This is a genomic window from Neobacillus cucumis, from assembly GCF_023715505.1.
Genome location: NZ_JAMBOH010000001.1, coordinates 381,135 through 401,413 on the forward strand (window position 1 = coordinate 381,135; position 20,279 = coordinate 401,413).

The 20,279-nt window shown below is 40.5% G+C and carries 22 protein-coding genes and 1 pseudogene; 9 read left to right on the forward strand and 14 right to left on the reverse strand.

The features are described from left to right. Positions 1-104: 104 nt before the first annotated feature. The 3 genes from spoIIM to M3226_RS02020 form a co-directional block, all read right to left on the reverse strand. The gene (gene spoIIM, locus M3226_RS02010; protein WP_251562073.1) at positions 105-752 is read right to left on the reverse strand and encodes a stage II sporulation protein M; all 648 of its coding nucleotides are present in this window, start codon (positions 750-752) and stop codon (positions 105-107) included. Positions 753-905: 153 nt separating this feature from the next. Continuing rightward, on the reverse strand, positions 906-2,069 hold the full coding sequence (locus M3226_RS02015; RefSeq protein ID WP_251562075.1) for an endonuclease Q family protein: 1,164 nt from the start codon (positions 2,067-2,069) through the stop codon (positions 906-908). Next, entirely contained in the window at positions 2,066-2,620 is a 555-nt protein-coding gene (locus tag M3226_RS02020; RefSeq protein ID WP_251562077.1) for an NUDIX hydrolase, read from the reverse strand. The genes M3226_RS02015 and M3226_RS02020 overlap by 4 nt, the downstream gene beginning before the upstream one ends. A gap of 75 nt (positions 2,621-2,695) precedes the next feature. On the opposite strand from M3226_RS02020, the gene mciZ reads away from it, so the two are divergent. Together mciZ and M3226_RS02030 are read left to right on the forward strand one after the other, a co-directional pair. Continuing rightward, a complete protein-coding gene (gene mciZ / locus M3226_RS02025) occupies positions 2,696-2,830 on the forward strand; it encodes a Z-ring formation inhibitor MciZ (protein WP_251562079.1) in 135 nt (44 codons plus the stop codon). A gap of 63 nt (positions 2,831-2,893) precedes the next feature. Continuing rightward, positions 2,894-3,805, forward strand: a complete 912-nt coding sequence (locus tag M3226_RS02030; RefSeq protein WP_251562081.1) for an aldo/keto reductase — start codon at positions 2,894-2,896, stop codon at positions 3,803-3,805. A gap of 24 nt (positions 3,806-3,829) precedes the next feature. On the opposite strand, the gene M3226_RS02035 is transcribed toward M3226_RS02030, so the two are convergent. The 3 genes from M3226_RS02035 to M3226_RS02045 form a co-directional block, all read right to left on the reverse strand. Continuing rightward, positions 3,830-4,084 carry a YqkE family protein gene (locus M3226_RS02035; protein ID WP_251562083.1) on the reverse strand — a complete coding sequence of 85 codons (255 nt, stop codon included), beginning with the start codon at positions 4,082-4,084 and terminating at the stop codon, positions 3,830-3,832. Between the two features lie 101 nt (positions 4,085-4,185). Beyond that, a complete protein-coding gene (locus tag M3226_RS02040; RefSeq protein ID WP_251562085.1) occupies positions 4,186-4,854 on the reverse strand; it encodes a CoA transferase subunit B in 669 nt (222 codons plus the stop codon). A 24-nt stretch (positions 4,855-4,878) separates the two neighbouring features. Then, a complete protein-coding gene (locus M3226_RS02045; protein WP_098532460.1) occupies positions 4,879-5,568 on the reverse strand; it encodes a CoA transferase subunit A in 690 nt (229 codons plus the stop codon). 179 nt (positions 5,569-5,747) lie between these two features. Between M3226_RS02045 and M3226_RS02050 the strand changes: the two genes are divergently transcribed. The 4 genes from M3226_RS02050 (at position 5,748) to M3226_RS02065 (ending at position 8,305) form a co-directional block, all read left to right on the forward strand. Then, positions 5,748-6,653: a hydroxymethylglutaryl-CoA lyase gene (locus tag M3226_RS02050; protein ID WP_251562087.1), complete on the forward strand. Its 906-nt coding sequence runs from the start codon at positions 5,748-5,750 to the stop codon at positions 6,651-6,653. Between the two features lie 75 nt (positions 6,654-6,728). Beyond that, positions 6,729-6,869 carry a hypothetical protein gene (locus M3226_RS02055; RefSeq protein WP_176541399.1) on the forward strand — a complete coding sequence of 47 codons (141 nt, stop codon included), beginning with the start codon at positions 6,729-6,731 and terminating at the stop codon, positions 6,867-6,869. A 222-nt stretch (positions 6,870-7,091) separates the two neighbouring features. Next, positions 7,092-8,012 carry an alpha/beta hydrolase gene (locus tag M3226_RS02060; protein WP_251562089.1) on the forward strand — a complete coding sequence of 307 codons (921 nt, stop codon included), beginning with the start codon at positions 7,092-7,094 and terminating at the stop codon, positions 8,010-8,012. An 86-nt stretch (positions 8,013-8,098) separates the two neighbouring features. Beyond that, positions 8,099-8,305 carry a CDGSH iron-sulfur domain-containing protein gene (locus tag M3226_RS02065; protein ID WP_251562091.1) on the forward strand — a complete coding sequence of 69 codons (207 nt, stop codon included), beginning with the start codon at positions 8,099-8,101 and terminating at the stop codon, positions 8,303-8,305. Positions 8,306-8,469: 164 nt separating this feature from the next. Here the strand turns inward: M3226_RS02065 and M3226_RS02070 are convergent, their stop codons facing one another. Together M3226_RS02070 and M3226_RS02075 are read right to left on the reverse strand one after the other, a co-directional pair. Next, the gene (locus tag M3226_RS02070) at positions 8,470-8,805 is read right to left on the reverse strand and encodes a YolD-like family protein (RefSeq protein WP_251562354.1); all 336 of its coding nucleotides are present in this window, start codon (positions 8,803-8,805) and stop codon (positions 8,470-8,472) included. 17 nt (positions 8,806-8,822) lie between these two features. Next, a complete protein-coding gene (locus M3226_RS02075; protein ID WP_251562093.1) occupies positions 8,823-10,082 on the reverse strand; it encodes a Y-family DNA polymerase in 1,260 nt (419 codons plus the stop codon). A 141-nt stretch (positions 10,083-10,223) separates the two neighbouring features. On the opposite strand from M3226_RS02075, the gene M3226_RS02080 reads away from it, so the two are divergent. After that, complete coding sequence (locus tag M3226_RS02080; protein WP_251562095.1) at positions 10,224-10,415, forward strand: YqzH family protein; 192 nt, start codon at positions 10,224-10,226, stop codon at positions 10,413-10,415. Positions 10,416-10,457: 42 nt separating this feature from the next. Here the strand turns inward: M3226_RS02080 and M3226_RS02085 are convergent, their stop codons facing one another. The 3 genes from M3226_RS02085 to M3226_RS02095 form a co-directional block, all read right to left on the reverse strand. Then, a complete protein-coding gene (locus M3226_RS02085; RefSeq protein WP_251562097.1) occupies positions 10,458-13,640 on the reverse strand; it encodes a DEAD/DEAH box helicase in 3,183 nt (1,060 codons plus the stop codon). A 369-nt stretch (positions 13,641-14,009) separates the two neighbouring features. Beyond that, a complete protein-coding gene (locus M3226_RS02090) occupies positions 14,010-14,807 on the reverse strand; it encodes an SDR family NAD(P)-dependent oxidoreductase (RefSeq protein WP_251562099.1) in 798 nt (265 codons plus the stop codon). Positions 14,808-14,841: 34 nt separating this feature from the next. Further along, positions 14,842-15,804, reverse strand: a complete 963-nt coding sequence (locus M3226_RS02095) for an MBL fold metallo-hydrolase (protein WP_251562100.1) — start codon at positions 15,802-15,804, stop codon at positions 14,842-14,844. Positions 15,805-16,013: 209 nt separating this feature from the next. Between M3226_RS02095 and proC the strand changes: the two genes are divergently transcribed. Further along, the gene (gene proC, locus M3226_RS02100; protein ID WP_251562102.1) at positions 16,014-16,856 is read left to right on the forward strand and encodes a pyrroline-5-carboxylate reductase; all 843 of its coding nucleotides are present in this window, start codon (positions 16,014-16,016) and stop codon (positions 16,854-16,856) included. Between the two features lie 78 nt (positions 16,857-16,934). On the opposite strand, the pseudogene M3226_RS02105 reads toward proC, so the two are convergent. The 3 genes and pseudogenes from M3226_RS02105 to rnz form a co-directional block, all read right to left on the reverse strand. After that, positions 16,935-17,054 (reverse strand): annotated as a pseudogene (locus tag M3226_RS02105) (IS3 family transposase); the annotation flags it as partial. Between the two features lie 188 nt (positions 17,055-17,242). Then, positions 17,243-17,443: a helix-turn-helix domain-containing protein gene (locus M3226_RS02110; protein WP_251562104.1), complete on the reverse strand. Its 201-nt coding sequence runs from the start codon at positions 17,441-17,443 to the stop codon at positions 17,243-17,245. Between the two features lie 152 nt (positions 17,444-17,595). After that, the gene (gene rnz / locus M3226_RS02115) at positions 17,596-18,519 is read right to left on the reverse strand and encodes a ribonuclease Z (protein ID WP_251562106.1); all 924 of its coding nucleotides are present in this window, start codon (positions 18,517-18,519) and stop codon (positions 17,596-17,598) included. 235 nt (positions 18,520-18,754) lie between these two features. On the opposite strand from rnz, the gene zwf reads away from it, so the two are divergent. Next, the gene (zwf, locus tag M3226_RS02120) at positions 18,755-20,221 is read left to right on the forward strand and encodes a glucose-6-phosphate dehydrogenase (RefSeq protein WP_251562357.1); all 1,467 of its coding nucleotides are present in this window, start codon (positions 18,755-18,757) and stop codon (positions 20,219-20,221) included. Positions 20,222-20,279: the final 58 nt, after the last annotated feature.

The following is a 20,279-nucleotide window of genomic DNA, read 5'->3' on the forward strand; positions in this document are numbered from 1 at the left end:
AAGGCCCTCCCTCGCCACTGTTAGTTTCCATTATAACAGATGGTCAAAGAGATTCAAAATAAAATTATTATAAATAAGATACAATAATTAATATTAACTAATAATTATTTTAGTGAAACAGAACTTATGATACTTTTCATTAACCACGGAGACAGATACGCTTCTACGCCTGAAGCAGCTGAAATGAATAATACCGCTGCGATTAAGGCAACAATATAACGTTTAAAAAATGGCATAATTGGCTGAGCATATTTCTTCATAAATTGCCGTTTAATCATCCTCATTGAAAAAATGACTGAGAATGCTGACATCAATATAAACACAGGAATGATAATCAGATTCTGAGGAAGAATGGAGGCAAAGGCTAACAGAAAGCCTTTCCATCCCATCTGACTAACTAAAAATCCCACTGTAAAACCTACAACCATTCCTTTAAGGAATAAAAGTATTAATATAATAGGAAGGCCAATAATGGAGATTCCTAGAATCCACATAAGGCCAATAAATTTGCTGTTGTGAAAAAAGCTTTGCAAAAATAAATCGTTGTCCTCTGTTACTGTTCCATCGGAAACTTGGCCGAAAAATTGCGATAAATAATAGAATAAATCTTCCTTCTGGGTAATGCTCATGCTATTGACGACAATAGCTCCAAAGATTACTCCCATTAAAAATAAGATAACAATAAATAAAAAGATTGAGGAATGTTCACGAAAATAACTGGCGGCATCTGACTGGTACAATCGTTTTTTCATTTTTAATTTCCTCCTACTACGAAAGGTCGAATAGTAAAGTCTATGCTAGTCTAGTTTTTCTATGACGAAAAAAATTTTAGTAGGAATAGAAAAAAGAAAAGTCCTCAACCATGAAAAATCCCGGCAAACTGGCTGCCGGGTGTGAATTGTATTTTAGTCTGCAATTTTCCCATATTTACCGCCGCCTCCGGCTGCAAGAGTTACATTGCCCTCTCTTGCTTTCATAATGAGCTCAGCAATTTTAGCAGGTACCACTTCTGTTAAAGCGTCGTATGGAACTTCATGTAAAATAGCCATTTCACTGCCAAAATGATTAACCAGCTTCTCTAACATTCGCGGCCCTAATCCAGGAATAAACTCAAGCGGCACTTGATGTACATATGGCGGGCGCCCGGGGGGGCTAGTATCCGCTGTCTTTAACTCTAGAATTCGATCTGCTACACCTTTAATAACTTTATTTTTTCCGCATTGATCACATAGTTGATCATCATGGTTTAACGGGTTTAGACATTCCGCACAAACAGTTTTATGATATTTACCCAATAATGGGTCAAGACCATAATTGGCAATGATATGGCGGCCGCCTTCCCCTTTTAACGCTTTTTGCAATTCTAAAAATGTTGGCTCTTTCATAGCCATCACTTGATATTCTCGTGCGATTTTTGCTAGGGAGTGGGCATCGGAGTTGGTTACAAATGTATATTTGTGAAGCTCTCCTAATTGGTCTGCCATGTGTGTGTCTGAGCTTAGCCCTAGTTCAATCCCATCAATTAAATCCGGATTTAAAACCTCTGTCAGCGATTTATTAACCCCTTTACCATATAAACTTTTGAATGGTGTAAACACATGGGCTGGAATGAAAATGCCCCCTAAATCTTTGACCTTTTTCTGTAACACCAGACCTGTTACATAAATCCGTTGAGAACTCAGTTGAATATTTTTCAAATGGCCCGAAAGCCACGAAGAAAACTCCCGCATAATCGTAAGATTTGGAAAAAACATAAGCAAATGAATGGGACCATTTGATTGTTCATCATATATTTCCAGTTCAGAGCCTGGAATAACGGTTAAATCGCCAAAAATTAACCCACCGTCTTGATGTTCGCATATTTCCCCGCTTTGTATAAGGCTTTCCATTTCCAAAATGACTTCGGGTGAATGACTGTCAATGATTCCTACCATATTCAGTCCCTTTTCATGCCGGGCATGTTCAATAATATTGGTAAATGTCAGTGATTTAGCACCCGTGATTTTAACCGGCTTACCTGTCCAGGTCCGGCCAATATGAATGTGTAAATCTACATAATAGCGATTCATTTATGTTTCAACGCCTCTTGTAATTGTAAGTACTGAACAGCGAATATTGTTTTTGCATCAAAAATCTTTTGTTCTTTTACATATTTTAATGCTTCTTCAAGAGTTAATTCTTCAAGATTAACAAACTCATCTTCGTCAAGACCTGCCGCATCCTCTTTTTTTGTCAGCCCTTTTGCTACATACACATGGACAATTTCATCTGCAAAACCCGGGGATGTATAGAAAGATGTTAATAGTTCCAAACTGCTGCACTCATAGCCAGTTTCTTCCTCTAATTCTCTCCGCGCACAGATTTCAGGCTCTTCTCCTTTTTCGAGTTTACCAGCGGGGATTTCCACAATCGTTCTTTCTAATGCTTTCCGATATTGTTCCACCATTACCACTTTATTTTCATCGGTAACAGCTATAACCGCTACAGCACCCGGGTGTTTGATGATTTCACGCTTTGAATGCTTTCCATTTGGCAGCTCTACATCTTGCAAATGAAGACTGATAATCTTCCCTGAAAATATTTCTTCACTCTTAATTGTTTTTTCTGTTAGGTTGTCCATTACCGTCAACTCCTGTTCTATTCCGTAAAGACATACGCATACATTTTACCATACTTTAATTGGGGGAGTTAGGTAATGAAAGTCTATATCCATGAGCAAGGAATTATTCTTGTCGGCAAGACCTGGGAAATTCTGCAGAAGTTAAAGGAATATAACAAGGATTATGTATTAGTCAGTGAATGGGTTCAGGATATTTCACAAAAAAAGTAGCTTCGATTTGTAGTCTGCCCTTTTCTTTAATAAAATAGTAGAGAAAGGACAGGGGGGCTACTTTTGAAAAAAAGAAAACTAGGTCATTCAGATTTGTATGTTACGGAATTGGGGCTCGGCTGTATGTCCATCGGCACAGAGGAAAAAGCAGCCAGAAAGATTATCGAGGCGGCACTTGAAGAAGGGATTAATTATTTTGATACCGCTGATCTCTATGATTTTGGTGAAAATGAAAGAATTGTCGGCCAGGCTTTAAAACCTGTCCGTGAGCAGGTCGTTCTTGCAACAAAGGTAGGAAACCGCCCGAACTGGGATCAAACTGGCTGGACCTGGGATCCATCTAAAGCTTATATTAAGGAAGAAGTAAAAAACAGTTTAAAGCGTCTAGGAACTGACTATATCGATTTATATCAACTACATGGCGGTACAATTGAAGACCCCATTGAAGAAACCATTGAAGCTTTTGAAGAATTAAAAGCAGAAGGATTTATTCGCTGCTATGGCATCTCATCTATTCGACCTAATGTCATCCGCGAATATATAAAAAAATCTAGTATCGTGTCGGTTATGATGCAATACAGCATATTAGACCGACGACCAGAAGAAGAAACTTTACCACTTTTACATGAACATGGGATAAGCGTTGTGACACGCGGGCCGCTTGCTAAAGGGCTGTTAAGCGACAAGCTGCTAAGCAAGGCAACCGAAAAAGGCTATCTGGATTACAGTTACGAAGACTTATCAGAAATTTTGCCTAGTTTAAAAGAAAAAGTCGCTTCTGCTCGGTCATTTACAGAGGTCGCTCTACAATATAATTTGGCAAACCCTGCCGTGGCTTCGGTTGTTGTTGGAGCGAGCAACCCAGAACAGATTAGGAGTAATTCTGCTGCGATAAGTAGTAACCCTCTGACCAAAGAGGAAGTATTGTTCATTAAAGAGGTTACAAAGCCTAGTGTTTATAGGGAACACAGATAAACAGGGGAGCTTTCGCTCTCCCGTCTATTTAAATTCCTTCCAGTTCATACCACTTTCGTTTAGTAGTTCCTCAAATGATTTGTTCTTTTCTTTTAATCTTCGTTCTTCCCGTTTCCGTTGTTCTTCCTCTGCTTTTTTTCTATCTTCTTCAGCCTTTAACTGATCTTGCTGCTCTTTAAGCTGCTTCATTAAGTCCGGATTAATCCAATCTTTGAGTGTTACTGCGGTATCTTCCTTTTTTGGTTTAGATTGATTGAGTTGTCTTTTTAGTTTTTTCATTCTAAACTCCTCCATAATTAAAATCCTATTCTATTATACCACTTCACAAAAACACACATTGTATAAAAAACAGGCTGAGTTTTCTCAGCCTGCTTTGACAATTAATAAGCCTCTAATTTAACATTTTCATCTACCAACAAGACGGCCTCTGTTGAATTAACAACCTCCTCAACTGTATACCCGCTTGCCACTTCCACAAGTCTTAATCCAGAATCTGTAACATCCATCACCGCACGCTCCGTGATAATTCGATTCACAACCCCTTTTCCGGTTAGCGGCAATGTGCATTGTTTTAATATTTTTGATTCGCCTTTTTTATTGACGTGCTCCATAATGACGATGATTTTCCGGGCTCCATGGACTAGGTCCATTGCACCACCCATCCCTTTAATCATTTTTCCTGGAATCATCCAGTTGGCTAAATCCCCTTGTTCCGAAACTTCCATCCCGCCGAGAATCGCCAAATTGACATGTCCCCCGCGAATCATTGCAAACGATTCAGCACTATCAAAATAAGCTGCCCCGCTAATCGCGGTGACGGTCTCTTTCCCAGCATTGATTAAATCAGGGTCCACATCTTCTTTACGAGGATAAGGGCCTATGCCGAGAAGACCATTTTCTGATTGTAATACCACTTGCTTATTGTCTGAAATATAGTTTGCAACGAGGGTTGGCATACCGATACCAAGATTGACATAAAAGCCATTCTCTATTTCCTTTTCTGCTCTAATTGCAATTCTTTCTCTGACGTTGGCTTTATCATTTGCCATAGCTAGTTGCTCCCTTCCCCCACTTTATTTTTGTACGGTTAATCTTTCAATCCGTTTTTCCTGTTTCCCTTCAATAATTGTTTGAACATAAATACTTGGTGTATGAATAAAATTAGGATCTAATTCACCTATTTCGTAAAGCGCTTCCACTTCTGCGATCGTTACTTTTCCAGCTGCTGCAATCATGGGATTAAAGTTTCGGGCTGTTTTGTGATAAACAAGGTTTCCCATCTTATCGCCTTTCCATGCCCTTACAAGGCTAAAATCAGCTGTCAGCGCCTCTTCTAACAGATATTCACGGCCATTAAACAACTTTGTATCTTTCCCCTCGGCAATTGGTGTTCCTACCCCTGCAGGCGTATAAAAGGCTGGAATCCCGGCACCGCCGGCTCGTATTTTTTCTGCCAATGTTCCTTGAGGGGTTAATTCTACTTCCAGTTCCCCTGTTAGAACCTGTCTCTCAAATTCTTTATTTTCACCAACATAGGAGCCTATCATCTTTTTTATTTGTTTATTATTTAATAGTAATCCTAAGCCCCATTCATCAATCCCACAGTTATTGGAAATGACGGTTAAATCCTTAACACCTTTTTCAGCTAAGGCTAAAATTAAATTTTCTGGGATGCCGCATAAACCAAATCCACCGACCATTAATGTTGCCCCATCCTGGATATCAGCAACCGCCTCCTGGAAGGAAGTACAAATTTTCTTCATCCTTTTCTCTCTCCCTTTGATTTAGGTTTCAAATTGGCCAAATATTTTTGCTGCCCCTTGACCTTTTATTAATTCTACTTTTCGAAAGAAATTCCTCTAATTTTGTCAAAATTCCATTAACTGTTGCTTTTCTGAAAATAACACCTCTACAATGAAAGTATGAAGATTGGAGGATGAAAATGATGTTTAATTTACCTAAAAACGTGACGATCATCGAAGTAGGACCTCGTGATGGGCTTCAAAATGAGAAGTTAATAGTCCCAACTGACATCAAAAAACAATTTATTGCTAATTTGAAGAGTGCCGGACTAAAGGAAATGGAGCTGACTTCGTTCGTATCACCGAAATGGGTGCCGCAAATGGGAGATGCTCCTGAAATTACAGCCGATTGTCTTGATGAGAAAACGCGAAACATCGTTCTCGCCCCTAATCGGAGAGGAGTTGATCGGGTTTACTCGACCGAATGCCAAGCAGTTGCCGTGTTTGTTGGCGTTAGCAATACTTTTAATTTAAAAAATATCAATAAAACAACACGGGACAGTATGACGGAATTAAAGCCGATTATTCGTGAATTAAAAGAAAAGAATTATTTTGTCCGGGCCTGTATTTCTACGGCCTTCTATTGCCCCTACGAAGGAAAAATCGGTGAGAAAAACACCCTAGAGCTTTGCCGTGAATTTGTTCTTGCCGGTGTCGATGAATTAAGTGTAGCCGATACGATTGGTATGGCAGCACCTAATGAATCTTTTTCTCTGTTTTCCCAATTAAAAGCTAATTTCCCTGAAATTCTTATTACCGCCCATTTTCATGATACGCGCAAGCTTGCCCTTGCCAATATTCTAGCTGCCCTCCAAGCAGGAATTGACCGGTTTGACACATCTGCTGGCGGTTTGGGCGGCTGCCCGTTTGCTCCGGGTGCTGCAGGAAACGCTGCTACCGAGGACGTTGTTTACATGCTTGAAAGAATGGGAATTGCAACAGGTGTTGACCTTGATAAATTAATCGCTGCCATTGAAGTTGTCATCCCTTATTTATCAAGAAAAATTGAAACCGGCTATTACCGCCTTCACGCCCATACTGTTTAGATTCTTTTCCTATGAATAATCAGTCACCTCATCAACCATCTTAATAATTGAGACTACCATGAAGGGGGACTGAACATGAGCCAGAAGCGTGAGAAAGGTAACAGTCAAAGCGGGAAAAACTATGCGGATACAGCTGGCGGCGGCAAACGGATGATTGCTGCTGAAGAGCTTGAAAAAGCCCTTCACCCTACCAAAAGACAAAATTCTGAACAATAGGAATAGCGGAATCACCTTGAACAGGGGCTTAGACCTACGAGCCCCTTGGTACTGGAGCTGGACAATAGAAAAATAGAAAAGTGGACTCCTAATTTAATACCTAAAGCCGCGTTTTGGTGTCAGCGGCTTTTTCTATGTTAAAATTAAATCTGTTAATTTATGGGCACTGTATAGTTTTTTACATATTTTAACACTATCTTTATTCCTGTGGGAGGTGCCAATATGAAAAAGGCATTCCGGGCTTTGTTTGTTTTGTTGTTTTTCTGGGTATCTCTCGGTTTGTATTTTACAAACCGTCTGATGTATATGAAAAAGAAGGACGAGGAATTAATTTTAAGGCGGGAAAAGGAAGCTGGAAGATATAATCCCAAAGAATTTGAGTCACTTCCAAAGCGTGATGTCGACATTCCCTCTCCATTTGGATATACGATTAAAGCACTGCTTGTTGAACCGCACGATACGAATCGTTATGTGATTATTTCCCATGGTGTAACGGAGACCAAAATTAACTCGATTAAATATGCAAACCTTTTCTTAGAGCGCGGCTTTAACACCTTAATATACGACCACCGCCGCCACGGTGAATCGGGTGGAAAAACAACTAGTTTTGGCCACTATGAAAAGTTCGATTTAAAAACCGTTGTGGATTGGCTAAAAACAGAGATAGGCCCTCGCCTTGAACTTGGAATTCACGGTGAATCCATGGGTGCGGCAACAGTGCTTTTGTATGCCGGACTATTAGAGGATGGGGCAGATTTTTACATTGTTGATTGTCCATTTTCTGATTTCAAGGATCAGCTTGCCTATCTTATAAAAAAAGACTTTAAAATCATCCCGGGCCTCTTGCTGCCAATTGGGGATGCATTTTTACGCCTGCGCGACAAATATTCGATACGGCATGTTTCTCCGATTGCGGTGATTGAAAATATTAAACACCCCGTATTGTTTATCCATAGTAAAAAAGATGATTTTATTTTGCCTTCTATGTCAAAAGATTTATTTGAGCAAAAAAAAGGTCCAAAAATGCTTTATATTGCGGAAAATGGACGTCATGCCCAGTCTTTCAATGAAAATCGCGCGGATTATGAACGTGCAATTGATGAATTTTTGCAAAAATATGTTGACCATGCACTTCCAAGTTAAAACTTCTGACTATATTCTGGTTGCCTTTCCTTGTAATTCCATTTATTCTCATTGTTAAGGCGACATTTTTATAAGGGGTGTTTAACATGTCAAAGGTTCAAATAAAGGTCAATGATAATGGTTCACTGAGAATTACCGGTGATGTGGAATTACTTGATGGCGAAGGCAATGTTTATTCTATTAAGCCATCCTTTTCTCTTTGCCGCTGTTGTTTATCTAATAATAAACCATTCTGCGACGGCTCTCACAAGGGAAAGTTTGAATCACAAGTTAGAGTGAATAAGGAAGAATAGATAATTGGAGCGGCTTTTTTGCTAAGCCGCTCTTTTTATTAGATAAGCAAGTATAAAAGTTTTTGACTTTGAGAATTGTCTAGCTCCAGCGTCTAGCCCTCGAGGTCACAAGACAAGCCGCCCTATATCGGGGCTGACCAAGGCGCTTGCGCTTTTCTTATATGTTACATATCAGTTAACCGAATATCAGCAATATCGGGAATCCGTATTCGGTGTACCTCTTCAAAACTGTCTACCACATGAAGCTTTTGCGTTAATGGATCCCAATAATGGATTTTACCAATTACCATTTCATAGTTTTGATTCCGATAATGGGTAATCGTAACAAACTGGTTAAACTCAATTGCTTCGGACAAGGTTTCGTTCATAAGCTCCAGCTGCTGCTCATCCATTTCCCTTTTCTGCTCGTATCGATCTTCTTTTACCCAATCCCTAAGTAATTTGACGTGTTCAGGAAGCATCATGGACGTCCATTTGATTTTCCCGCGGTCACGAATCATAGGTATTCCTTCTTTCATTACATTTTATGTCCCCCAACCAATCTCGCTCGATGTTTAGCCGTTCCGGCAGCCGTATAGGAAACAGCCCGGAGCAAAGAACCTGACCCAAAACGCCTGCGGATTGAATCCACCACATACCCGAGCTCCCGCCGCTTAGACGCCCCCATGTCAAACAAATCAAGCTGCAGTTCCCGGTCGTCGACCATATTTCCAATCGCGATTGAAATTTGCCTTACCGTTTTTCCACTATAATGTTCGTTAAATAATTCGAGACAGATACGGTAAAGCTCCATTGTTACATTTGTTGGCTGTCCGATGGTTCGGGAACGATGAAAGCCGCCGCCAAATTCATCTTGGCTATAACCCACTCCAAGACTAATCGTTCTTCCCGCTTTCCGATGGGTACGTGCTCTTCTGGCGACCTCTTCACATATTTCTAACATGACAGACTTAATCTCTTCTTCCTCTTTATAATCTCTTAACAAAATTTGACTTTTTCCAAAGCTGATTTGCCCTTCGATAATGGGTGCTCCTAAATCAGATAGATCTACTCCCCAAGCATGATAATAAAGCTGGTTTCCCATAATCCCGAATTTCTTTTCCAGCTTTTTTAAATCATAACGGGCTAATTGGCCAACGGTGAAAATGCCCATGCTATTTAACGTTTTTTCAACACGTCTGCCGATCCCCCACATTTCTCGCAGTGGTGACACGTTCCAAAGTTTTGTCTGAACATCCTCATATGTCCATTCCGCCACCCCTTTTTTCTTAGCATCAAGGTCAAGGCAAAGCTTTGCTAATAACATATTCGGTCCAATTCCAATGGCAGATGGCAGCTGGAATTCCCGCTCAATATCTTTTTTTATTTTTTCGGCAATGGTACAGGCATCGCCCCACAAATGAGCGGCACCATCCACTCTAATAAAGCTTTCATCAACACTATAGACGTGGATGGCTTCTTTTGGAACATAGCGGTTAAATACACGGGTAATTTCAGTTGAAATCCGTAAATAAGTGGCCATTTTGGGCTCGACAATTTTAATCTTGGGGTCATCTGGTATTTCAAACAGACGTGAACCCGTCTTGATGCCAAATTCCTTTTTTAAGCGAGGCGAAGCCGCAAGCACGATACTCCCTTGCCGCTTTTTCTCACCCACAACGGCTAAATAACAATTCAAAGGGTCAAGACCTTCCATAACAGCGGAACAGCTTGCATAAAAACTCTTCATGTCCACACATAAAATTTTATTTTTCGGCATTGCGCTGTAATCAATCATGACTTTTCCCTCACAATTTAAGTATCGAACACTCGTTCTTTAGTCTATTCATATTTTAAGCGAATATGCGTTCGTATTCAATGGAAATTTTTGAGCGGTTTCCAATAGGGAAAAGCGTTATAATGAGGTGAGGTGTCGTTGATGGAGAAAAAATTAGTCGTCAAAATGATAAAAAATTGTTTTAAGCAATATTACGAAACGGATTCCCTCCCGATTAGCGAACAGGATATGGAGCTGTTAACAAAACGGATCCTTCAATTGAAAGAGGGAGAGCCCAAAGCGGATTTATATGAGGTTGTAAATGATGTGGTTTATGAATTTTTAACGAATTAAAATGAAGCCTCTTTAAAAAAAGGGCTTCAAATCATTTGTATATTAAGAAAGGATTTCACGGATATCCTCCTCGGTTAAAAGAGAAGTTTCCTTTTCGTCAGAAGAATGAATAATTTCTTCAATCAGGTGACGCTTTTTATCCTGGAGCTCGCTAATCTTCTCTTCAATTGTCCCGCGAGTAACAAGTTTAATCACTTGGACAACATTTTTTTGACCAATGCGATGGGCCCGGTCGGCTGCTTGGTCCTCAACGGCAGGATTCCACCATATATCATACAGGATGACGGTATCAGCTCCTGTCAAATTAAGGCCTGTCCCGCCGGCTTTCAATGAAATCAAGAAAAAGTCCCGTTCACCTTGATTAAAGCGGCGGCAGATTTCTACTCTTTCTTGAGAGGGAGTTTGACCATCCAGGTAGAAAAAAGGCAGTCCCATCATGCTCAAATTTCGCCCGATTAATCCAAGCATTTTAGTAAACTGTGAAAAAATCAGGACCCTGCGCCCGGACATCCTGGACTCTTCCACAATTCTGAGCAGCATATCCAATTTTGCAGAACTCCCTTTATAACCGTCAACAAAAAGGCCTGGATGGCAACAAATCTGCCGCAAACGGGTTAAACCTGCGAGAATTTTTATCCGATTTTTCCTAATCGTCTCCTTATCAAGATGCTTCAACGTATCCTCCCTTAATTTCGCCAAATAAGCGGCATACAGCTTCTTTTGGTCGGGAAGAAGCTCTGCCATTTCTAGGGATTCGAGCTTTTCAGGAAGCTCAGAAGCTACATCCTCTTTCATTCTCCGCAGCAAAAAGGGGCGCACTCTACGAGCGATCTTCTTCTTGGAAAGATGACTAAATTCTCTTAATCCCTTAAATAATTCAGGAAAGACAACATGGAAAATCGACCACAATTCTTCTGGTGCATTCTCAACCGGTGTGCCGGTGAGGGCAAAACGATAGTCGGACCTAAGTCTTTTTGCACTCCTTGCCGTTTGCGTAATTGGGTTTTTAAAGGCCTGTGCCTCATCAAAAAAGATGGTATGAAAGGATTGTTTCTCATACCATTGAATATCCCGCCGCAGCAGTGGATAGGAGGTGATGACCACATCCATTTCCATGGCCTCACTTTGAATCCTGTACCTTTCCCGCTGATTTCCGTCCACAACAATGGCTTGCAGTTCCGGAGCAAATTTCATTATTTCATTTAACCAGTTATAGGATAAAGAGGACGGGCAAACGATTAGAACCGGCTGTTTTCGCTGCCGAATAGAGATAAGCTCCGATAAAATAAACGTAATACTCTGCAGTGTTTTCCCAAGCCCCATATCATCCGCCAGAATTCCGCCAAAACCATAATGGGCAAGGGTCTTCATCCATCGATAACCGTGTTTTTGATAGTCACGCAGAATAGCCTCCAAACTAGCCGGCACCTCAAAGCTTAGACTGTTGGGATTTCTTAATGTTTCAAGAAACTGTTGAAATGATTCCTCCAGCCTTAGCAGCTTATTGTCATCCACCGAATCGAACAGCGATAGTCCCTGCATGATGGAAACCTCAAAGACGTTTTCAATCTCAGCCCTCTGGACGGGAAGTTCTTTTAAGAAACGCTGAATTTCTTCAAACTCTCTTGTCTCCAACGAAAGAAGACTGCCGCTCGGCAGACGGTAATACTTACGCTTTTCTTCTAAAGCGATTAATACGTCTTTGATTTGCTGCTGAGAAATACCATCGAGCTCGAATTTAAATTCCAGCCAATTCGTTCGTTCTTTTTTCAAGCTTACCCTGAGAGCCGGGGGGGCAGGTCCTCTAAAGATTCGATTTCTTACTGCAGTCGTCGCATAAATTTGTACCTGCTTTTGGAGCTTTGGGACAACATGGTAAAGAAATTCATATTCTAATTCTTCATTGTGTAAAAAATAACCGCTGTCCGTTTTAACAAAAGAGCTTTCCTCCATTACTTCTAAAATTTGCTCTTCCTTTTCTTTATCCCTGATCATCCGAACGCCTGCAAAGACAGTGTTATCTTCCAAAGGATTAATCACGAGATTTTCATAATGAAACTCCAGCCCGGCCAGCAGACGATTTTTTACCCGATCTAAGTATAGTTTCGCTGTCAACGGCGTTTTCATAAACTTTCTAGCAAGGGTAGTTGATAACTGGACATGACCTAATCTTCTCAGACCTGGAACTACCTTTTCGAAAAAGGGCGCTATTTGCTCTTGGTGAATAAAAATTTGGTTCGTTCCTGAGATATCCAGCATCTGTTTAATCTCTTCCAAATGCTGACAATCCTCAGCATTTAAGTTAATTATTTTACCAGCAGACAATACGGAACCATAGGCATTTAAAACAACCATACGCGATAGCCCTTTTACTTTTAACCAATAGCCAGTGGTTTCAGCCTCCAAAAATTCAAACTGTAAGGGCGGCAGTTCTTCTGTTATTTGTAGAGGATTAAAAGTAAACCCGTCATGTTCTAACTTGACGAGGGGCGCCCTCGTTAACAGAGTTTGCAACTGCTTCCAAGAAGACGGTGGAATCGGCAGCAGTTCTGTGTTGTTAAAAACAGAAGAATCTGCCCCGTCATGGATTAGCTGAATGAGATGCTGAATAACCGAATCTGCCTCTGATTGAAAACAATGCAGGCTGGGATCATACAATAACACGCTAGAAAGCTGGCAGGAATGACCTGATTGGACTCCTTCAAGGAAACTCCTGATATGCTGTACTTTAGTCCGTTCAATGAACAGCTCAATTCCAAGTGAAGGATATCCCATATTATCGATGATAGGTTGAATAATAAACTCCAAATCAAGAACTGCTCTATTTTCAAAATGAAGCTGATGACCGCTCGGTCGTCTTTGTTTGCTTTGAAAAATATTCAGCATACCTTCAGCCAATTCCCCTTGTTTCACCTCAGCAGAACTAACCGGGCTGGTTCCTTTTATTTGAAAATCATGAATGGCTAACAAAACCGCGGCAATATGCTGACAATCCTTTTGAAAAGATGCGAGTTTAGGGCAGCTGCATCTGGAAAGAAAATGCTCATCGTTTTCCTTTTCAATCACCACGTAAAAATTCTCTGTTCCGGAGACGGTTGCCTTATACCGCTCAGGTCCATATTGTTCAAACAATACTTTATTAGAGCGAAAAAATGCCTCCCCTCTTTTAAAGGAGACAGTCCCGCACAAATCTTTAATCATTTTTTGATTTATTTTAATACTCAAATCCCTGACTCCTTCCCGAAGACAGTTCTATCTATCTAAGAATTAATCCATTATACCATTTCTAAAAAAGAGAAATAAGAAAAGCGCAAGCGCCTTGGTCAGCCCCGATATAGAGCGACTTGTCGACTGACCGGCGAAAGCAGGGTCAAAGACTAGTCGCCCTTAATGCGTACAGTAAGCGAGTAGCTTTCTCTAGCCAAGCATAAGACGAGCCGGCCGAAAGGTTGCTTTTTAACCTTTTGGACGGATTGACTTATGACCTCGAGGGGCTAGGCGCTGGAGCTAGACATTTCTCAAAGTCAAAAACTTTTATACTTTCTTATCTCATGAAAAAGCTGCCTTCTTTTGAAAAAGCAGCTTAATACAACGCTATTTAGAATTAAGCACTCGTTTTCCGATTCGCTCAAACAGCCGTGGGAATAGAACATAAACAACGCTTCCCATGTTCATCCAACGCGGTAGATTGATTTCCCTTGTTTTAGTCAGCATGCTATCAACTACTTTTTGAGCCACATATCCAGGCTCCAGCATAAACTTCTGCACATTTTTCACGTAAGTGCCTTGTTCATCAGCAATATTAAAAAAGTTAGTCGCAATCGGTCCCGGGTTTACCGATGTCACTTGGACATTATAGTCATCAAGCTCCATTCTTAGGGCATTTGTATAGCCGAGAACAGCATGCTTTGTAGCCGAATAAACACTCGACTTTGGCGTCGCCAGCTTTCCTGCCTGAGAGGCAATATTAATAATATGGCCAAAGCGGCGTTCCCTCATCTTCGGCAAGACCATGCTGGTGCATGCCATTAAGCCAATGACATTAACATTAAACATCCCTTTCATTTCGTCCAGCGTGGCTTCATGGGCTTCACGAAACACCCCAAATCCCGCATTATTAACGAGAATATCAATGTCGCCTATTTGTTCAAAGATTTGTTCAAAGACCTCTTTAATTTGATCTGTATCTGATACATCAAGCTTGAACACATCAACTCGTATGTGATGGTATTCCTCTAAGTTTATTTGAAGCTGCTCGAGTTTATCCACACTCCGTGCCAACAAAACAAGATTAGCGCCACTCTCAGCACAAAGCTTGGCAATTTCTGCGCCAATTCCGCCGGAAGCACCTGTAATGACAATATTTTTACCTTTCAATTGTTCCCTCACCATTTTAACACCCCATCAGAGTTACAGCCCTAACTACCTAAACCCTTGCTTGATAGAAAACAGGCTTACTAGTACTACTAATAATTTCCCCGATAGATGATAAATAGTCAAGCTGGGCCACACTTTCCGATATCGTTAACATCAATTCACGCTGATAGACCGTTGGAAAAAGACGTTTACAGATTTCAAAGACTGTGAGCGGTTCTTCCTTTAGCCAGCTATACACTGTCATTGCACGTTCATGCTGCCGGGTGAGTCTCTTTTCAATTAGCTCAGCTAATTGAGTGACCTCCTCCCCATGACCTGTATAAACACATTGAATTGGGTAGGATAACAGTTTTTTCATAGAATCATTATGCTGGAGCTGCGGTTTCGGCCTTTCTGTTTCACCAGGCAGAGGGGGCTCTAGTAAGGGATTAGGTGAAATATGAGCTAAAATCAAATCACCAGCAATCAGGATTCCATCCTTTTCTCGAAAGAGCGCAATTTGACTTTGCGCATGACCTGGTGTCTCCAAAACCTTCCATTCACTAAGTCCGATAGGATTCATTCCCTCGACTAAATGGCCTGTCAACGAGCGGTTACACGAATATTTAAAAGTATGACGCAGCTTAGATAGAAAAGGTAAAAATTCATCAGGTAAACCAAACTCTCTGTATGTTTCTATAAAAAATTCTTCTTGTAATTGAAAAAAATCTTCGGTTGGATGGATCCATCGTTCATTTAGGGGGTGTCCGAATACCTCCAATGAATCAGAAAGAAATTCAAGCATCCCAACATGATCAGGATGATGATGGGTAAGGACAACTTGCTCAATATCACTGGGGCTTAATCCTAATTCAGCAAGCTGCTTTTTAAAGGAATTCCAGCACTCATCTGTTTTTACTCCGGCATCCACAAGTGTTAAGCGCTCACCCTTTATCAAATAGACATTAACATCTCCCACTGGAAACGGCGTTGGCAATGTGATCTTCGCAATTCCATCTTTCCATTCTGTCATTTAAATAAACTCCTTATCTTGGATAAAAAAATGTATTTTAAAATAATGAACATTATGTTATTTAGTTTATTAATTAAATTTTAGCCATTTTTTTACTTATTGTCATTTTTAAAGAACCTTTATTGAAAAAATGAAAAATTCTTATAATTAACCTTGACAAACAGGCTGTCTTCAAGCATAATCACTTCATTTCAATAGGAGGAGTAACAATGAAAAAGATTGCGATTATAGGTGCTGGATCCATGGCGGAAGCCCTTATCTCAGGCATCATTGAGAATGAACTAATTGATAAGAAACACATTTGGGTGACAAATCATGGCAATAAAAATAGATTGCAGCTCCTTGAGGAACGATATGGCATCTCTAGTACGTATGAGTTGAATACTCTTTTTGAAGGCGCAGATATCGTTATGCTTGCGATGAAGCCAAAGGATGCAGATAGTGCGGTTGACAAAATTCGCGAATATTTAACAGAGGACATGCTTATTGTTTCGGTTTTAGCAGGTGTATCAATGAGTACAATTGAAACACTAGCAAGAAAACCACTTTCTATAGCCCGGTCGATGCCTAACACATCGGCAGCAGTCGGAAAATCAGCTACTGCTATTGCCGTAAATGAACGGGTAACAACTGAGCAGTTAGAAACCATTCAGAGTCTTTTTGAAACGGTTGGTTTAGCAAAATTGGTTGAAGAAGAGCAGCTCGATGCGGTGACCGGATTGTCCGGAAGTGGTCCGGCCTATATTTATTATCTTATTGAAGCAATGGAAAATAGCGCAGATGAGATTGGCCTCGATAAACAAATAGCCCAAGAACTGATCGTTCAAACTCTTATCGGTGCGGCTGAAATGGTGAAGAATTCCTCAAAATCACCTGAACAGCTGCGGCGCGAAGTGACAAGCCCTGGCGGAACAACTGAAGCGGGAATCCATGTTCTAGAGGAATACGGGGTACAGCAAGCATTTATTTCTTGTATAAGGGCTGCTACTGAGCAATCAAAAAAAATGGGAAAAGCATTAAGCTCGGAACTAAATGTAGGAAAATCCCTATAAAAAGGGGATTTATTAATATGAAAAGCACTGGCCGAAATTTGAGGTGACCCCCGAAAGTTAGAGTTTTATATTAAGCAGCTAATTGGCTGGTATGGAGAGGTATTGAACCGGACTCATGCCTGCCAATTTTTGCTTTATGCGCTTGTTATTATAAAAATTGATATATTCTTCAATTCTCTTTTTTAATTCCTCAAAAGAGCACAGTGCTTCCCATAATACATTTCTTGTGCTTTTCGAGATAGCCTTCCGGATCCAACTGCAAAAGCTCGCAACTTTTTAAATGTTCTACCTCTAACCGTAAAAAGTTCGTTTTCTCTTTCCAACTTTTGTTCGTACGTCATTTTCTTCTCTTCTGCAGGTTTTTACTTTTTCCATTCTTTGCTTTATCAGACATGGGAGTTTGTCCTTTCGTCGAGGGCCTCAGCACCACCTTCTAAATAAGCTTTCTTCCATGCAGCTATCATAGGAGGGTTTGTTAGCCCACATTTAAGGGCTGTTTCCGTTTCTGAAGAACCTGTTCTCTCCATGTATCTTAATACATCCAGCTTGAAATGAGTGGAATAAGTTTCCTTATGTTTCTTCCTCATTAACCCTGGGCACCAAATTTCTCATAAACTTTAACCCATCTCTTAATTGGACTAACATTAGCTTAAATTTTTCACTATATAAAAATGCACCCCAAAAGTTAGATTTTACTCTAACTTTCGGGGTGCAGTACATTTTTCGGTAGTACTTTTTATTACTTAGATGGGATATTAAATTCTTTAAAATCTTCGGCAATGTCCGTCTCCGGAAAAACCTCTCGTGCTTCGTCAACAAGTTCCAGCCATGCCTGCCGGTCATACCTGGAGCTTATATGGGTGAGACACAATCGTTTGCAGTCAGCTTGGTTGGCAATCTCTGCTGCCTGTCTTGTTGTCGAATGAAAATAGTCAAATGCTAGCTGCTCCTCCCCTTTTGCAAAGGTAGCTTCGTGTACTAAGAAATCAGCATCCTGAGCCAGCCACCGCGAATTTTCACAATATCGGGTGTCACCAAGGATGGTGACGATACGCCCCTTTTGAGAAGGTCCAAGAAACTTGTCCGGTTCAATGACCCTGCCGTCTTCAAGTGTGACCGATTCACCATTTTTTATTTTTCTAAAAATGGGTCCTGGCTGTACCCCCGCTGCCTTCAATTTGTCTGCAAGCAGTGTACCTGGTCTGTCCCTCTCAACAATCCGATAGCCGTAGGAAGGAATTCCGTGGTCCAACCGCCGTGCTTCCACTGTGAATTGCTCATCCTCGAAAATAATACCTTCGGAAATTTCAATTACAGATAATGGGTATTTCAAATACGTTTGACTTAAAGAAAGACTAACCTGAATATATTCTTTAATGCCTTTTGGTCCATAAACAGTAACTTCCGTTTCTCCACCTTGGAAGGAGCGGCTGGATAACAACCCAGGAAGCCCATAGATATGATCGCCGTGAAGGTGGGTAATAAATATTTTTTCAATCCGCCGTGGTTTAATGGCGGTATGTAATATTTGATGCTGTGTTGCTTCGCCAACATCAAATAGCCAGACCGCCCCCCGCTCTTCAAGTAATTTGAGGGCTATGGACGTAACATTTCGTAGTTTTGCCGGCATCCCAGCGCCTGTTCCTAAGAAAAATAAATCCAAATAAAAAGCTCCTCTCTTCTCCATATATCATTATGAATAACTATATCACAAACTCTTTTTTTATGCTTACTCAGGACTAACTTCATTATTCGAAACAAAATATTTTTGTTACATGCAATTCAATATATTTGCGAAACCTAAAAAAAACAGATAAATTATATAAAAGCAAACCATACATAATAGGCTATTAGAAAAGAGGTTATAAAACGTGGAGCAAAACATGACTTCATTAATAATGATATTTGGGGCAACTGGAGATTTGGCCAAACGAAAATTATTTCCTTCACTTTACCGATTGTTTTCACGGAACAAGCTAGACAAATTTGCCGTGATTGGTGTTGCTAGAAGATCACTTTCAAATGACGAATTTCAGAAATCTGTCAGGGAATCGGTAATTTCGGCTTTAGGGAACAAAGAGAACCTAGATGAGTTTGCTTCCCATTTTTACTACCAATCACATGATGTTGCAGATTCAAATTCATACGTATCATTGAAAAAGTTTGCTGATCAAATTGATGAGAATTATGACCTTGAGGGGAATCGAATCTTTTACTTGGCGATGGCTCCGGAATTCTTTGGTCCAATTGCCTTGCACTTAAAATCAGATGGGCTCACAGATGTAAAAGGTTATAAGCGCCTTGTGATTGAAAAACCATTTGGACATGACTTAGAATCAGCCAAGACGTTAAATAAACAAATTAGAAGTGCCTTTTCCGAAAAAGAGGTCTACCGAATTGACCATTATTTAGGAAAAGAAATGGTACGGAACATAGAGGTAATTCGTTTTGCCAACGCTATTTTTGAACCACTTTGGAATAACCGATATATTTCGAATATTCAAATTACTTCAAGTGAAACACTTGGGGTCGAAGAGCGCGGACGTTATTATGAAACAAGTGGTGCTCTTCGGGATATGCTGCAAAATCATATGATGCAAATGGTGGCATTGCTTGCAATGGAACCGCCAATCAGTCTTACCACCGACGAAGTAAGGTCTGAAAAGGTTAGAGTGTTTAGATCCCTAAGAACCGTCGAGGGTGAGGAAGTAAAGCAGTATTTTGTCCGCGGCCAATATGGTGAAGGAACCATTGATGATGTTAAAGTTCCTAAATACCGCGATGAGACAATGGTTGATAAAGAATCCAATACCGAAACCTTTGTAGCTGGAAAGATTATGATTGATAACTTCCGTTGGGCGGGTGTACCATTTTATATCCGTACGGGTAAAAGGATGGCTGCTAAATCAACGAAAATTGTCGTACAATTTAAAGACATCCCGATGAATTTATATTATCAACCTGAAAAAATGTTGAATCCGAACCTCCTTGTTATCCACATCCAGCCGGAAGAAGGTATCACGCTGCATCTAAACGCTAAAAAAGCGGGTGGACATCTTGATGCCCAAGAAGTAAAATTAAGCTTTGCCAATACGGGCATTCATGCAATGAATACTCCGGAAGGATATGAGAAACTCTTGTACGATTGTATGAGAGGGGATGCTACCAATTTCACACATTGGGATGAAGTAGCATACTCTTGGGCTTTTGTAGATAAGATTTCAGCTGTCTGGGAAAAAACAAAAGCAGAATTTCCTAATTATGAATCCGGAACGATGGGTCCTAAGGCAGCAGACGAACTACTCGAGAAAGACGGCTTCTTCTGGTGGCCTGTTACTGATTTAGAGGTTGATATTTGTAAATAATGCAGGATAGAACAAAAGCGCAAGCGCCTTGAACAGCCCTGACAAGCATAAGACGCTC

What these genes read in the sequence shown, in the direction of transcription:
- spoIIM (WP_251562073.1), bottom strand. Translation starts at nt 752, where the DNA reads ATGAAAAAACGATTGTACCAGTCAGATGCCGCCAGTTATTTTCGTGAA.
- M3226_RS02015 (WP_251562075.1), bottom strand. Translation starts at nt 2,069, where the DNA reads ATGAATCGCTATTATGTAGATTTACACATTCATATTGGCCGGACCTGG.
- M3226_RS02020 (WP_251562077.1), bottom strand. Translation starts at nt 2,620, where the DNA reads ATGGACAACCTAACAGAAAAAACAATTAAGAGTGAAGAAATATTTTCA.
- mciZ (WP_251562079.1), top strand. Translation starts at nt 2,696, where the DNA reads ATGAAAGTCTATATCCATGAGCAAGGAATTATTCTTGTCGGCAAGACC.
- M3226_RS02035 (WP_251562083.1), bottom strand. Translation starts at nt 4,084, where the DNA reads ATGAAAAAACTAAAAAGACAACTCAATCAATCTAAACCAAAAAAGGAA.
- M3226_RS02040 (WP_251562085.1), bottom strand. Translation starts at nt 4,854, where the DNA reads ATGGCAAATGATAAAGCCAACGTCAGAGAAAGAATTGCAATTAGAGCA.
- M3226_RS02045 (WP_098532460.1), bottom strand. Translation starts at nt 5,568, where the DNA reads ATGAAGAAAATTTGTACTTCCTTCCAGGAGGCGGTTGCTGATATCCAG.
- M3226_RS02050 (WP_251562087.1), top strand. Translation starts at nt 5,748, where the DNA reads ATGATGTTTAATTTACCTAAAAACGTGACGATCATCGAAGTAGGACCT.
- M3226_RS02055 (WP_176541399.1), top strand. Translation starts at nt 6,729, where the DNA reads ATGAGCCAGAAGCGTGAGAAAGGTAACAGTCAAAGCGGGAAAAACTAT.
- M3226_RS02060 (WP_251562089.1), top strand. Translation starts at nt 7,092, where the DNA reads ATGAAAAAGGCATTCCGGGCTTTGTTTGTTTTGTTGTTTTTCTGGGTA.
- M3226_RS02065 (WP_251562091.1), top strand. Translation starts at nt 8,099, where the DNA reads ATGTCAAAGGTTCAAATAAAGGTCAATGATAATGGTTCACTGAGAATT.
- M3226_RS02070 (WP_251562354.1), bottom strand. Translation starts at nt 8,805, where the DNA reads ATGATTCGTGACCGCGGGAAAATCAAATGGACGTCCATGATGCTTCCT.
- M3226_RS02075 (WP_251562093.1), bottom strand. Translation starts at nt 10,082, where the DNA reads ATGATTGATTACAGCGCAATGCCGAAAAATAAAATTTTATGTGTGGAC.
- M3226_RS02080 (WP_251562095.1), top strand. Translation starts at nt 10,224, where the DNA reads ATGGAGAAAAAATTAGTCGTCAAAATGATAAAAAATTGTTTTAAGCAA.
- M3226_RS02090 (WP_251562099.1), bottom strand. Translation starts at nt 14,807, where the DNA reads ATGGTGAGGGAACAATTGAAAGGTAAAAATATTGTCATTACAGGTGCT.
- M3226_RS02095 (WP_251562100.1), bottom strand. Translation starts at nt 15,804, where the DNA reads ATGACAGAATGGAAAGATGGAATTGCGAAGATCACATTGCCAACGCCG.
- proC (WP_251562102.1), top strand. Translation starts at nt 16,014, where the DNA reads ATGAAAAAGATTGCGATTATAGGTGCTGGATCCATGGCGGAAGCCCTT.
- M3226_RS02110 (WP_251562104.1), bottom strand. Translation starts at nt 17,443, where the DNA reads ATGAGGAAGAAACATAAGGAAACTTATTCCACTCATTTCAAGCTGGAT.
- zwf (WP_251562357.1), top strand. Translation starts at nt 18,755, where the DNA reads ATGATATTTGGGGCAACTGGAGATTTGGCCAAACGAAAATTATTTCCT.